The sequence below is a fragment of the Gordonia sp. NPDC003950 genome (assembly GCF_053605205.1).
The window spans coordinates 229,898-243,187 of sequence record NZ_JBSGIT010000005.1 but is presented as its reverse complement, the minus strand read 5'-3'; the positions used below and the strand labels follow the sequence as shown (position 1 = coordinate 243,187).

14 protein-coding genes and 2 pseudogenes are annotated in these 13,290 nt (G+C 65.1%); 9 read left to right on the top strand and 7 right to left on the bottom strand.

The window, feature by feature from the left end:
- Window positions 1-129 precede the first annotated feature (129 nt).
- Both ACWETB_RS06595 and ACWETB_RS06590 read right to left on the bottom strand, forming a co-directional pair.
- Window positions 130-1,632, bottom strand: a complete 1,503-nt coding sequence (locus tag ACWETB_RS06595; protein ID WP_449744418.1) for a DUF222 domain-containing protein — start codon at window positions 1,630-1,632, stop codon at window positions 130-132.
- A 79-nt stretch (window positions 1,633-1,711) separates the two neighbouring features.
- Window positions 1,712-2,155: a GNAT family N-acetyltransferase gene (locus ACWETB_RS06590; protein WP_449744419.1), complete on the bottom strand. Its 444-nt coding sequence runs from the start codon at window positions 2,153-2,155 to the stop codon at window positions 1,712-1,714.
- 128 nt (window positions 2,156-2,283) lie between these two features.
- Here ACWETB_RS06590 and ACWETB_RS06585 point away from each other — a divergent pair, with 128 nt between their 5' ends.
- The 3 genes and pseudogenes from ACWETB_RS06585 to ACWETB_RS06575 form a co-directional block, all read left to right on the top strand.
- A complete protein-coding gene (locus ACWETB_RS06585) occupies window positions 2,284-2,715 on the top strand; it encodes a (4Fe-4S)-binding protein (protein ID WP_452210067.1) in 432 nt (143 codons plus the stop codon).
- Window positions 2,716-2,841: 126 nt separating this feature from the next.
- On the top strand, window positions 2,842-3,015 hold the full coding sequence (locus ACWETB_RS06580; protein ID WP_449744421.1) for a hypothetical protein: 174 nt from the start codon (window positions 2,842-2,844) through the stop codon (window positions 3,013-3,015).
- A gap of 112 nt (window positions 3,016-3,127) precedes the next feature.
- Window positions 3,128-3,394, top strand: a pseudogene (locus ACWETB_RS06575) (class I SAM-dependent methyltransferase); the annotation flags it as partial.
- A 34-nt stretch (window positions 3,395-3,428) separates the two neighbouring features.
- Here the strand turns inward: ACWETB_RS06575 and ACWETB_RS06570 are convergent.
- From ACWETB_RS06570 to ACWETB_RS06560, 3 genes are all read right to left on the bottom strand, one after another.
- Complete coding sequence (locus ACWETB_RS06570) at window positions 3,429-4,565, bottom strand: DMT family transporter (RefSeq protein WP_452210065.1); 1,137 nt, start codon at window positions 4,563-4,565, stop codon at window positions 3,429-3,431.
- 26 nt (window positions 4,566-4,591) lie between these two features.
- On the bottom strand, window positions 4,592-5,173 hold the full coding sequence (locus ACWETB_RS06565) for a TetR/AcrR family transcriptional regulator (protein WP_452210063.1): 582 nt from the start codon (window positions 5,171-5,173) through the stop codon (window positions 4,592-4,594).
- A gap of 103 nt (window positions 5,174-5,276) precedes the next feature.
- A complete protein-coding gene (locus ACWETB_RS06560; protein ID WP_452210061.1) occupies window positions 5,277-5,762 on the bottom strand; it encodes a MarR family winged helix-turn-helix transcriptional regulator in 486 nt (161 codons plus the stop codon).
- Window positions 5,763-5,857: 95 nt separating this feature from the next.
- Between ACWETB_RS06560 and ACWETB_RS06555 the strand changes: the two genes are divergently transcribed.
- The 3 genes from ACWETB_RS06555 to ACWETB_RS06545 all read left to right on the top strand — a co-directional run bounded on the left by ACWETB_RS06555 (window position 5,858) and on the right by ACWETB_RS06545 (window position 9,733).
- A complete protein-coding gene (locus ACWETB_RS06555; protein ID WP_452210079.1) occupies window positions 5,858-7,660 on the top strand; it encodes an ABC transporter ATP-binding protein in 1,803 nt (600 codons plus the stop codon).
- A gap of 60 nt (window positions 7,661-7,720) precedes the next feature.
- A complete protein-coding gene (locus tag ACWETB_RS06550) occupies window positions 7,721-8,923 on the top strand; it encodes a DUF2235 domain-containing protein (protein WP_452210059.1) in 1,203 nt (400 codons plus the stop codon).
- 114 nt (window positions 8,924-9,037) lie between these two features.
- Window positions 9,038-9,733, top strand: a complete 696-nt coding sequence (locus ACWETB_RS06545) for an LGFP repeat-containing protein (RefSeq protein ID WP_452210057.1) — start codon at window positions 9,038-9,040, stop codon at window positions 9,731-9,733.
- Between the two features lie 84 nt (window positions 9,734-9,817).
- On the opposite strand, the gene ACWETB_RS06540 is transcribed toward ACWETB_RS06545, so the two are convergent.
- Window positions 9,818-10,282, bottom strand: coding sequence for a PIN domain-containing protein (locus tag ACWETB_RS06540; protein ID WP_452210055.1), 465 nt, complete (start codon window positions 10,280-10,282; stop codon window positions 9,818-9,820).
- Between the two features lie 193 nt (window positions 10,283-10,475).
- Between ACWETB_RS06540 and ACWETB_RS06535 the strand changes: the two genes are divergently transcribed.
- From ACWETB_RS06535 to ACWETB_RS06525, 3 genes and pseudogenes are all read left to right on the top strand, one after another.
- On the top strand, window positions 10,476-10,685 hold the full coding sequence (locus tag ACWETB_RS06535) for an antitoxin MazE-like protein (protein ID WP_449744429.1): 210 nt from the start codon (window positions 10,476-10,478) through the stop codon (window positions 10,683-10,685).
- A complete protein-coding gene (locus tag ACWETB_RS06530; RefSeq protein ID WP_449744430.1) occupies window positions 10,682-11,014 on the top strand; it encodes a type II toxin-antitoxin system PemK/MazF family toxin in 333 nt (110 codons plus the stop codon). Before ACWETB_RS06535 ends, ACWETB_RS06530 begins: the two co-directional genes overlap by 4 nt.
- A 255-nt stretch (window positions 11,015-11,269) precedes the next feature.
- Window positions 11,270-12,418 (top strand): annotated as a pseudogene (locus ACWETB_RS06525) (IS3 family transposase).
- Window positions 12,419-12,474: 56 nt separating this feature from the next.
- Here ACWETB_RS06525 and ACWETB_RS06520 read toward each other — a convergent pair.
- Entirely contained in the window at window positions 12,475-12,888 is a 414-nt protein-coding gene (locus tag ACWETB_RS06520; RefSeq protein ID WP_452210053.1) for a hypothetical protein, read from the bottom strand.
- Window positions 12,889-13,290: the final 402 nt, after the last annotated feature.

Sequence of the window (13,290 nt, the reverse complement as noted above, 5' to 3'; positions counted from 1 at the left end):
GGTCCCACCCAACGAGTACGAACACACCCACTACGCTGGCCTCAACCCCGAGGATCAGCCCACCATCGAGGCGGCACGAAACCGGGGGTGATTCACTTCAGCGTTCCGCGGAACGCTGGGGTTCGTCGGTCAGGCGGCGTGGGCGAGTTGGGTGGTGCGTTGTTCTCGGTGGCGGTGGTCCCAGATGGCGTAGAGGATTTCGGTGGTGTAGCCGAGGTCGAGTCTTCCGGGGTTGATGGGTACCACGGCGTCGTGGGGTATGGGTGCGGGGGTCCAGCCGTCGGGTGTGTGTTGTGGTGGGGCGGGATGTATTTCGGTTCCATTGGTGCGGTGGAAGGTGAAGCGTTGCTGGGCGTGGGTGGTGATGGAGAACGCTCCGTGGTGTAGGGCGCGGTGGTGGGCGGAGCAGAGCAGGATGAGATTGTCGGGGTGGGTGTCGCCGCCGCGGGACCACCAGGTGACGTGGTGGGCGTGGAGGTGTCGGGTGCGTCCGCATCCGGGGTATCGGCAGGTGTGGTCTCGGTCGAGGATGATGCGCATCATCGCGGCATTGGGTGAGCGGCGCTTGCGACCCCAGAGGGCGACGACGCCGCGCCGGTCGTGGCCGACGTGGCGGTGACCACCGGTGCAGTCGGCTTCGGCGAGTTCGGTGTCGGTGAGGGCGGGTCCGTTGTTCAGGTGTGGATCGGCCGGTGGCGCAGCCGGATTCGACCGAGTGGGGTCCCACGCAGTCGAATCAATGTCGCTGTCGCTGTCGGTGGTGCTGTTGCTGTCTGGGGTGTCGGGTGCGTTGTCGTAGGTGTGGATGATGACTTCGGCGCCAGGGGCGAGGACGGGGACGTCGACGGTTGTGCGCATGGTGTCGGCCATGAGCATGAGTGCGGGCGCGATGTTGGCGGGGGTGTTGCGCCACAGGTGCAGGTCGGAGAGGTCGCCGGGTATTGCTGGTGTGTCAGGGTCGGTGGTGGGGTGGTCCTCGGTGAGGGGTCCGATGTCGGGGTCGTCGGTGGTGCGGGTGCGTTCGTATTCGGCGCGGACGATGGCGGCGAGGAAGCCTGCGCCGTCGAGGGGTGCCAGGCGCATGCTGACGGAGAGGGTGTCGTCGGTGTTCCAGCGCCAGGTCGCGGTGGATTGCGCTGGGCGGGTGTGGTTTTCGTAGCGGTGGTCGTCGATGTTGCGCATGGCGCGGACAAGGAGCTCGATTTGGGCGGCGTCGGCGGACAGCGCGATGTTGAGGAGCTCGGGTTCGCGGTCGGGGGTGGCGACGCGGGTGATGGCGCGGACTTTGGAGTAGGAGAGTTGTCCGTGGGTGAAGGCGGTGTGGATGCGGGGGAGGTGTCGGAGGGCGCGCGCGACGCGGACGTGGTCGTGGGCGGTGCGCAGGGAGAGTCCGGCGCGGAGGGATAGCCAGTGTGCGAGGGAGAGGATGCCGTCGCCGACCCAGGTGTGGCGGTCTTCGAATTCGGCGAGGAGTTCGAGGAATCGTGCGGTGAGGGCGGCGATTTGGGTGGCGTGGCCGATGAGGCGTTCTTCGATCTGGACGGCGCTCAGTTCGGCTGGCGGGGTGGTGTCGAACAGGTCGGTGGAGTCGCAACGGGGTGTGGTCGGTGCGGTGGTGGTCGGGATGGGCATGGTGGACCTCCGGGATCGCTGGTGTGTTCGATGACTCAGGGTATCGACCACCACCGACAGACTCGGCCCCCGACGCCCCTCAGTCGAGCTCAACCTCGTAGACCACGAACTCGCTGGTGGCGAGCCGGTCGTAGAGTCGACGAGCGGTCGAGTTGTCCTGCGCGGTCTGCCAGTACACCTTGGGGAGGTCACGGGCAGCGGCCCACGCCGTCACATGCTCGATCAGTGCGGCCCCCACACCCGAGGATCGTGCATCGACCGCGACGTAGAGATCTTCCAAGTAGCAGTACGGCTTGTCGCTCCACGTCGATGGGTGGGTGAGCCAATGGACGATGCCGACGACGACGCCGTCCGCGACGGCCACCGCACCCCACATGGCGACCGCGTCGTCGAGCAGTCGTCGGAAGGTGCGCTCTGTCTGCGCGTCGCTGAGATGATGACGATAGAACTCGAGGTAGCCGTGCCACAGTGGCAGCCAGGAATCGTGGTCGTCGACGGTCAGTGGCCTCACGTGCGCATTCATCGGTTCAGTATTTCTCATCGGGTCGCGCTGGGTGTGTGGCCGGATAGGTCGACCTTGGTGGCGGCGTGGAGACCGGACGCGAATACTGGGCCGGGTAAGCAAGATCCTCCACCAGCCCAGGAGACGTGATGGCCGACGATATCGACCCCTTCGATGAAGGCAAGCATTACACGGCACCGGATATCACCGTCAGCTTCGACGCCGCACGATGCCGGCACTTCGCCGAATGCGTTCGCGGGCTCCCCACGGTGTTCGACACCGGACGCCGGCCGTGGATCGATCCCGCACAGGCCGACGCGGATACCGTCGCCGAGGTCGTGCGTCGTTGTCCCAGCGGCGCATTGCAGTACCGGCTGGGCTCCGGTATTCGTGAAATGCCCGACTCATCCACGACGGCAACGCCTCTGGACGGCGGACCCCTGTTGTTGCGTGGCAACCTCACCATTGCGGAGGTCCGTGACGGTGTGGAGATCGACCGACACGAAACGCGGATGGCGGCCTGTCGCTGCGGCAAGACCGCCAATGACGTGTTCTGCGACGGAAGTTGCACGGCTGCCTGACCAGCGTGACGACACCATCATCGGGCGCATGCAACCGCTCCTATACCCGATCAACGTCTCGCTGGACGGATGCTGCGACCATCGCGAGGGGTTTCCCCGCGTCACCTACGAGATGTTGGAATCGGCATGGCGACTGCCGATTCCGCCGGGGTCGGCGCCCGAGTGGACCGCACCTACTGCCGAACGATCGGTTATGGGCCGACGCTCTTCTCCGGGCTGTCCCGGCCGCTCGACCTAGAGTTGACCGGACGCGAGGAACCCGGTTCCGGAGCGGTGGCGTTGACCTATCGACTCCGGTGACGTTCCGATGCAATGGTCGAAAGACGTTGCCGTAGAACGCTGGTAGGCTCGCCGCGTGGGTGACGGGGCTGGCGCGCGGTGGAATCACAACATTCACTACCACCGGCTGATCATGGCTGGGCTGCCCCCACATGCGCGCAGTGCGCTAGACGTCGGGACCGGCGACGGACTGCTCGCAGCCGAACTGCGTGAACGGATTCCCGAGGTGGTCGCCATCGACATCGACGAGGCTGTGCTGGACCGCGCGCGGAGCGAGGCGACGGGCATCGAATGGATTCGGGACGACGTGATGGACCATCCGTTCGGCCGGACCTTTGATGTCGTCGCCTCGGTGGCGACGCTGCATCACCTCCCCGATCTGTCCGCGGCGTTTCGGCGGTTGTCCGACCTGACATCGCCAGGGGGAACGCTGGTTATGGTCGGCCTTGCGCGGCCGACTCGGATATCGGAGCATGGTCTCGGGCTGCTCGGTGTTGTGCAGCATCGATGGCTGTCACTGCGGCGTGGACAGTGGGACCATTCGGCGCCGACGGTGTGGCCACCACCGCACTCGTATACCGAGGTGCGTCAGTGTGCGATGCGGGAATTACCTGGTGCGCAATGGAAGTTGCTGCCGTTGTTCCGGTATGCCGTGACGTGGCGCAAGCCGATGTCATGAGACCTCGAAGTGACCGTGGTCGGCGCGCAACGGTGAGCACCGCCAGGCACGCGGCGACGAGCAGGATTCCCACCCACCCGGCCGCCGGGAGATGTTCGCCCACAACGGCGACGGCGAGAACCGCCGCGACCGCCGGTTCGAGCAGGGTGAGCGTGGTGGCGGTCCCGGCGGTGACATGGCGCAGCCCCCAGCCGAAGACGAGATAGCCGACGAACATCGGGATGAGGGCCAGATAGATTCCCACGCCGATGTTCGTCCATGAGGACAGCAGTGGTGCGCCGGTGGCGAGAATGACCGGCACCAGCAGAAGCCCACCCACACCGAAGATGGCCCCCATCGAAGCGGACGCGGAGATGCCATGCGACATCAATCGGTGGGCCGCCCAGGAATACAGCGCATACATCGTCGCAGCAACGAGGCCGAGGCCGATACCGAACAGTGTTCGCAGCGCGCCCGCATCGGAGGTGTCGGGGGCCGCGGCGTGCGCCACGCAGAGCAGTACGGTCCCGGCGACACCGAGGCCGGTGGCCACCATCCACCGTCGGGTCAGTGGCCTGCCGTCGGCGACGCGTTCGATGAGTGCGCAGGCCAGGGGGGCGGCACCGATCGACACGACGGTGCCCGTCGCGACTCCGGCCAGATGCATGGAGCTGTAGAAGGCGAGCGGATAGATCGCGACCGATGCTGCGCCGACCGCGACCGTGGTGCGGTGGGCACGCAGATGCCCCGCGTGACTGCGGATCCGGCCGGCGGCGACACACGCCTGGAGTAGGCCGCCGACACCCATGGCCACCGCGCCGATCGCGAGTGGGCTCACGCCCGATGCGAAGGTGGCGGCGGTGCCGGTCGTACCCCACAGCGTTGCGGCGAGGAGAACGAGGAGTGTTCCCACGCGCGTGATCTTGTGGTCGGGGTGGTTCACAGGTCCTCGAGAAGGTCGACGGCAAGGGTGCGGGCGTGCCGCAGGCGCGTGTCGTCGCCGTCGAGTCCGGCGCGAACCATCGCCCCCTCCAGCAGGAAGCTCAGGTGTTCGGCCAGTCGGGTGACGCGGTCGGGACGGTCGGGGAAGAGTGCCCCGAGATGGCTCGCAATGAGGCGTTCGACGTGGTCCTTGTGGGCCGCGACGATGGCGCGGCCCGCGTCGCCGGCGGGAAGCTCGGCGGCGGCGTTGAGCAGCCCACATCCGCGGAATTCACGGTTGCAGGCGAGCGCGGCGTGGTCGAGGTAGGCGTCGAACACGGCGAGGACGCCGTGGCGCGGGTCGGTATCGGTACCCAGTCGTAGCCGGTAGAGCTCGAGCCATTCGGCATGTCGGTCGTCGAGGTAGGCGTAGACCAGGTCGGCCTTCGACGCAAAGTTGTTGTAGAGGCTCATCTTTGCGACCCCGGCGTCGGCGGTGATGGTGTCGATGCCGGTGGCGGTGACACCGTCGGCGTAGAAGCGCCGGGCAGCAGCGGCCAGCAGCCGTTCGCGAGCGGGACGCGGTCTACTCGTGCCCATGCCTGAACCTTCCGACGCGGCTTACTGGGTAGATCTGTCTACATAGTAGACCGCGCATGCGTCGGCGTGGCGAATCGCCGGGACGGGACCGGCGTGACGTGGGTCAGGGTGTCGGCGCAGGAGGCGACGGCCGACACCGATCGTCGTCGGCGTGGGCCGCGGTGAGGCGGCGCAGCAGTTCGCCGAGTTGCGTGCGCTGGTCCTCGGTGAGGACCGCGAAGAAGTTTTCGGCGTCGGTGGCCTGGGCCTGCTGAAGTTCGGCGAGTACGCGGCGGCCCTCGGGCGTGGTGCGAACACAGCGTGCTCGACGATCACGTTCGTCGGGAACCCGCTCGGTCAGTCCCCGGTCCTCGAGCCGGTCGATCACCTCCGTCGCCGATCGGGGGGCGATCCGTAGCCGCTGTGCGATCTCGCCCAGCCGCAGACTGTCGCTGTGGGCGACGACCCGCAGAGCCCGCGCCTCGTGCGGAGAAAGGTGCCAGGGGTCGAGCGTGCCGACCCATCGGCGTCGCAGGGCTCGGGAGGTGGCCATCGCCAGGTCCCGCAGCGATTCGCGGTCGTCGTCGGCGTGGTCAGCTGCCTCGGGCATAAAAGGGATGCTACCTCAGTTAGTAGTAGGGATATCATGAGGAAACCTCAGCATGACCAAAGGAGGTGGGTGCCCTGACAGCCCCTCAATCTGTGATGCCTCAACGTGGTGGACCGGCGCGCGTGAATCCGGCCGACCGCATTCAGCTGGACAACAGTCCCGTCAGCTTGCGTCGCGTCGCGGCGCTGTTCACGCATTACCGCCTGCGTATCGCCATCGTGATGGTTCTCATTGTCGCATCGTCGGTGATCACGCTCGCCAATCCGTTCCTGGTCCGCGCCGTGATCGATCGCGCGATCCCGAAACAGGATGTGACCCTGCTGGTGTGGGCAGTGGTGGCCATGATCGGCATCACCGTCGTCAGTTCCGTCCTCGGTGTGCTGCAGACCTGGATCTCCACCACGGTCGGGCAGCGCGTGATGCACGACCTGCGAACCCGGGTGTTCGCACACCTGCAGCGGCAGTCTCTGGGCTTCTTCACGCGCACTCGTGGGGGAGAGGTGCAATCCCGGCTGACCAACGACATCGGCGGCATGCAGACCGTCGTCACCACGACCGCCACGTCGGTGGCCGCCAACCTCACCACGGTCGTCGGTACCGTCGTCGCGATGGTGGTTCTCAGTTGGCAGTTGTCGCTGCTGTCGCTGGTGGTGGTGCCGCCGGCGATCTGGCTGACCCGCACCGTCGCCCGGATGCGGCGCGAGGTCACCGCCGCACGGCAGCGCACCCTCGCCGACATGCAGACCCAGATCGAGGAATCATTGTCGATCGGCGGCATCCAGCTGTCCAAGACCCTGGGTGCGGGACCCGTGCTCGCCGATCGATTCTCCGACACCTCCCACCGCCTCGTCGATCTCGAGGTGCGTTCACAGCTGTCGGGGCGGTGGCGGATGGCGACGATGAACATCATCTTCGCGACGATCCCGGCACTGCTCTATCTGGTGGCCGGACTGCCGGCGACCTCCGGTGGCATGACGATCGGCACCCTGGTTGCCTTCACCGGTCTACAGGCGGCACTGTTCCGTCCGCTGATGGGTCTGCTCGACGTGGGTGTCAGTATCACCAGCTCGCTGGCACTGTTCAGCCGGATCTTTGAGTATCTCGACCTTCCCGTCACCATTGCCGATCCAGAACGTCCGGTGCGACTGCAGGATCCACGTGGTGCTGTCCGGTTTGACGATGTTGTGTTCCGCTACGAGGGTGCAGCCACCAACGCACTCGACGGAATCGACATCGATCTGCCCGCCGGCGGATCACTTGCGCTGGTCGGCGAAACCGGTTCGGGCAAGACCACTCTCGCCTCCCTGGTGTCGCGACTGCACGACGCGGACCACGGATCGGTGAGCATCGACGGAGTCGACGTCCGCGACATAGCCCTCGCCGACCTCGCGCAGCTGGTCGGTGTGGTGTCGCAGGAGACGTATCTGCTGCACACCAGCATCCGCGACAATCTGCGCCATGCCCGGCCCGACGCAAGCGATGCTGAGATCGAGGCGGCAGCTCGCGCCGCACAGGTGCACGATCTCGTTGCCGCGCTGCCCGACGGCTACGACACCCTCGTCGGTGCCCGCGGGCATCGGTTCTCCGGGGGTGAGAAGCAGCGAATCGCGTTGGCGCGCACGCTGTTGCGAAATCCGAAGATTCTCGTGCTCGACGAGGCCACCAGCGCGTTGGACAACGAGACCGAACGTGCGGTGCAGGCCGCCGTCGACGCCGCCAGTCGGGGACGTACCACCATCACGGTGGCGCACCGTCTGTCGACGATTCGTGACGCCGACCAGATCCTGGTACTTGATCATGGTCGTATCGCCGAACGAGGCACCCACGAGGAACTGGTCTCGCAGAGCGGTCGTTATGCGCGGCTGCTCACGCGTGGTGACACGCTTGCGGCTGCGTGATCGGGTGCGTCGGGGGCCGCTTTCCATGAATCGTGGCGGCTGACACCGTAGCGTTGAGCCATGGTCAAGAACCTCGTGGTGTGCTGCGACGGGACGTGGAAAAGTGCCGATGATCAATTCGTCTCCAATGTGGAAAAGATCGCTCGATCGGTCGCGTCCTCGGGCGCCGACGGTGAGCCGCAGGTCGTTCACTATTCGCGCGGTGTGGGTTCCGGGGGGAGCCGCGTCGAGCGGATCCTGGGTGGTGCATTCGGCATCGGCCTCGATGCGGCGATCACCGACTGCTACCGGTTTCTCGCCCTGAACTACGCGCCGGGAGACCGGGTGTTCGTCTTCGGGTTCAGTCGCGGTGCCTACACCGCGCGCAGCTTGTGCGGCATGATCGCGCGGGTCGGGCTCCTGACGCCGATGGGGGTGGCGCAGGGGAAGTTGCCGACGGCGATGTCGCTGTATCGAAACCGGCCGTACAGCGCCGATCCCGCGAAACCGGCCCCGGTGAGCACCGAGTACGACCGGGCGGTCGCCGACCTCGGCACCTACTGCCATCCGGCGGCGGAGGTGACCATCGACTTCCTGGGGGTCTTCGATACCGTTGGTGCACTGGGAGTTCCCGGAATCGCACGACGAAAGTACAGGTTCCACGATGTCACTCTCTCGGACGCGGTGACGTGCGCTCGCCAGGCCCTCGCCATCGCTGAACGCCGACGGATCTTCGCCCCCTGCTTGTGGGGTGGGCACCATCTCGACATCGCCCAGGTCTGGTTCGACGGCGTGCACTCCGACGTCGGCGGTGGGTATCAGGACTGCTTCTACTCCGATCGATCGCTGTTGTGGATGGTGCGTGAGGCGATGGGAACCGGGCGCTACGGCATTCGGCACGGTCTGAGCTTTGACTGGGACCGGTTGTCCACCAACAAGTGTCAGGCAGCGGACGCGACCGAGCAGCACAACTCGTTGACGTTCGCCTATCGGATCTCCAACCTGTTCAGCGTGATCGGTGGGGCACTCCGTCGCAAAGCCGCGCCGTTCGTGCCGCGGTTCGCTCGTGGGTGGCGAACCTTCGCTCCGACGGTGGAGATTCCGGGCAGCGGCATCTCGCGTGCCTACGATGTGCGGGTCGAGAGTTCTGCCGTGGTTCGGGCGGTCAACCCCAACATGCGGGCGTGGTTCGACGAAGTCCGACGTCTCGGTGGTGACCCCGATACTCTCGCCGTGACGGTGCCGTCATGGTCGCAGGCATCGGACCCGGGTGCAGGTGTATGACCGCGACGGCGGTCCCTCTCGACTGCCTCCCTGCCGTTGTGCCTATAGAGTCAGTCGGGATGTCCGGTTCGCGTGTCCTGAACGGGCCGGTGTCCGATGTTTCGAGAGGAATACATGAGCCAGGTCGCAACCCGCCGCGCCGCAGTTGTCGCCGCACTGTTTGCTGTCACGCTGATTGCTTCTGCGTGCGGTGGCAACGATGCGAATGACGCCGTGACGCAAACATCGTCGGTGTCAGGGTCGATGACGGCGTCGACGGGGTCGACGGGGTCGACGACGCCGCCGACGTCAGCGTCCGGTGAGGAGACGAGTACTTCGTCGGTCGCGGAGCCGTCGGCGTCGGCCGCCTCAGGTCAGGTGACGATCATGGGGGAGCGTGATGTCGAGGTCACCCTGACCGGCCCCATCGCCGCCAAGTACTCCTCGGCGACCGCCGCGCAGAAGTCGGCCCTCGGGAAGCCGCTGACCGGCGACCACAATGCCGGAACCCGCGACAGCGGCGTCGTGTTCCAACAGTTTCAGGGCGGCGTCATCATCGCGAAGAACGATGACGAGGGAACACCGGCGTACATCGTCACCTCCGGCAAGATCCGGGACGCGTGGAACACCGAGCGCGCTCCGGACGGCACGCCGTCGCTGAGCGGCCAGAACGGTTCGGCCGGACCTCTGGGAGTTCCCACCAGCGACCTCACCACCCAGGGCCAGCTGGAGACGGTGACCTTTGAGCACGGCAAGATCACCGAGAACACCCGGACCGGCGTGGTCACGGTGACCGTCAACGGCAAGGTCGTGCCGTCGGGTCTCAGCTGAGATCCGCAAGGTGCGGCATCACATCAATTCCTGAAGGTGATGCCATCGGTCCGCATTGCGGGGCTGTGCCGATGGCGATCCGGCTCATCGGCGCCCGGTAGCTCGATGCGGAGATCGGGCCATCGGGCGATTCACTGGAATGACGCGAACGATGCCGTCCAGGCCGTCGAAGTCGTCAGGGTTGGTCGTGTACAGCGGCAGCATGGCGGCGGCTGAAACAGCCGCGATCATGAGGTCGGCCGCCCTCCGCCTCGGTGTCCTATCGCGGGCTTGGACAGCGGCGCTGATACACCCGAATGCGCGAGCAGCATCGGCGTCGAAGGGCAACGGGTCAAACTCGTTCTCGACACGCTGGAGGACAGCGGCGCGGCGCGCACGCCCGGACGACGCCTCGGCTTCGTCGCCCCTGACCAGGTGGACGCCGGCGGAAAGTTCCGCCAGTGTGATTGCGCTGATTGCCATCTCGACGGGAAGTTCTTCAGGGTCGATCGCGTGGCGAAGAATCAAGATGTTGGTGTCGAGCAACCCGCGGCGCACTTCATCGGGCATACGGCTCGCTCAAGGTTCCGTCATACGCACGATCTTGGTCGGCCCGGAATTTCTCTACGGCACCGGGCTCCGCGAGTGGGGTGAGAAGGTTCAACCTGTCGGTTTTACTGGCAACCCTGCATATTCGATTGCTGCATATTCGCAGCCAACGCACAGCATGGCCACTCTGTAGCGTTACATGTAACGTTGGCTCATGGCAGTGAGGGACAGGGTTGGTGAGTATCGACGCCGGATGCGTGAGCGCGGTTTGCGCCCGTTGCAGGTTTGGGTCCCTGACGTGCGCACGCCCGAATTTGCCGCGCAAGCCCACACTCAATCGGTGCTGGTTGCGCAGGCCGATGCCGATGGGGACGAGCAGGATTTCGTCGAGGCTGTCGCCGCGCCGTGGGACGACGAGGCGTGATTCGCGGCGAGATCTGGACTGTGGCGGGTGGTGTGTATGCATCGAAGCCGCGCCCTGCGGTCATCATCCAGGACGACCTGTTCGATTCAACTCTGTCGGTGTTGATTGCGCCGATGACGAGCCGGCTCATCGAGGCGCCGTTGTTTCGCATTCGTATCCCAAGCGAACGTGAAGCGATCTCAGGTCTCGAACGGGACAGCGACGTGATGGTCGACAAGCTCACCGCGGTACGACGGTCGAATGTGCTGACGCGCGTTGGCCGGCTGACGTCCGAACAGCTCGTGGAAGTTGAACGCTCGCTGATGGCGTTTCTGGGTCTTGCGCGATGATGCGATGCGCAAAGAGTGGTAGCGCAACGTCGCGAGTAGTAGTGGTGGTGGGTCCGGGCTGTCGAATCTTCTTGTGCTGGTAAGCAATATGTAGTGTCGTACTGGTAACTCTGCATATTCGATCACTGCATATTCTCAACGGAGAGAAGTCCACCAATGAGCAGTGCCGTGCCGCCGTGGCATGTTCCCCGGGAAGTGGTCGATAGTGTTTTAGAGTCCTGATGCCCTGGTGAGGGCTGAGAAGGGACGATGAGGATCATGGCAGGACGTAAGCGTCACTCGGCGGAGGACATCGTGCGCAAGTTGCGCCGGGCCGACGAACTGGCCGCCGAAGGCAAGGCCGGTGAGCAGATCGCCGCCGACCTGGAAGTGTCCGCGGCGACTTTGTACAACTGGCGCCGCCAGTACGGCGGTATGGACCGCGATGCCGCGAAGGAACTCAAGGAGCTCCGGGAGCAGAACAGCCGGCTCAAGCGGTTGCTCGCCGACGCCGAGTTGGAGAAGGACGCTCTCCGGGAGGTCGCGAAGGGAAAATTCTGAGCCCAACGGCTAAACGCGCCGCGATCGACATGCTCAAGGACGTCAAGGGCCTGTCCGAGCGTAAGGCGTGCAAGGTTGTTGGGCTTTCCCGGTCGGCGTACCGGACCCCGTCGCAGTCGCACACCCCAGCCGACCCGGACGTCGGCCTGCGAGAGCAATTGCGCGGCTATGCCGCTAGGAACGCCCGTCACGGGTTCCGGCGGGCGTGGGCGCACCTGCGGTTCGACGATGGTGTCGTGGTGAACAAGAAGAAGGTGCACCGCCTGTGGAAGGAAGAAGGTTTGCAGGTCCGGCGCGCGCCGCGACGCAAACGGGCCGGTCAGTCCTCGGTGCCGGTTATCGCCGCGGATGCGCCGAAGGTCGTGTGGGCGTTGGATTTTCAGTTCGATTCCACCGTCGACGGGACCAGGATCAAGATCGCTTCGATGGTCGATGAGCACACGCGCCAGTCGTTGCTGAACATCGTGGACCGCTCGATCACCGCCGGGCGGCTGACCGAAGAGCTGGAGAAGACGTTCGCGATCTGGGGTGGCCCGCCAATGGTGCTGCGCATGGACAACGGCCCAGAGTTCATCTCCGAGGCCCTGCGCGAGTTCTGTACTGGGACTGTCGGGATCTCCTACATTCCGCCGGGTACGCCGTGGAACAACGGGTTCATCGAGTCGTTCGGGCAACCGACTCCGCGACGAGTGCCTGAACCGCAACTGCTGGCCCACTCTGCTGGAGGCGCGCGTAGTGATCGAGGACTTCAAGGACGACCACAATCACCGGCACCGGCACTCGGCGCTGGGCTACAAGACACCGGCCGAGTACGCTGCCGGATGCACCCACCGACACCACCCGGCCGGGTGCGAGATCAACTGATCAACGACAAGTTGGAACTGGCTCTAGAACTACCTGGACCGGAAATCGGGGATCTGTCAATCCGGCCGCGGTATCTGGACGGTGCCGCCGTCGCCTGTGATCTCGACGTCGAGCCAGGCCGAAAGATCCGGTTCTGGACAAACCGTCCGCACCTCGAATGTCACATCTCGCCACCTCGTGAAGCTGGTCCGCCCGTCCGCAACCTCTGAGCGCGAGCCGAGCGGCGGGTTGCCTCCGTTCCATATGCCAATCGGACGATGAAGCGAGACGTAGATGAGGCCGCGATCTGTCGCCGCAAGCGATTCCCAGGTGGCCGACTCCTCGCCATACGTCGGCCAACTCACACCGACGTGTAGCTTGTCCCCGGCCGTGCGGAAGGCGGCAATCGCGAGGGCGATCTCAGGTGGAGGCTCGTCGTGCGGTTTGGTCACGAGGACCTCGGAGTACGACTGCAATTCGGTGCCTGTCATTGCTATGTCCATAGCCCTTGACCGTACGAGCCGCCTAGCGGCGAGCGTGGACGTTAACTGCAGATTCCCCGGAACAGATGATGCACGCACTCCTACGCTTGCACGCACGCATCGGCTCCTGATCGAACAAGCGGCAATCACCTGGCGCGCGGTGTACGCACCGCGCAACGCTGACTGCCGATTGGTCTGCCGGCAATCAGTTCTGAGTGTTGTGAGAGTTGTGAGGGGTAGTCATCCCAAGCAGAACCCGGCCGACTTCAGAGACCACTGATCTGTAAGTGATTAATCTCAACAAGCGTTCAGTAGGTAGGTCTCTCTAAGGGCTCGTTGTCACGAGGTTGTCACAAGTTGTGCAGACAACCCTGTTCAGAGCATGACTACCGTGGACGGTAAGTGCAGGTC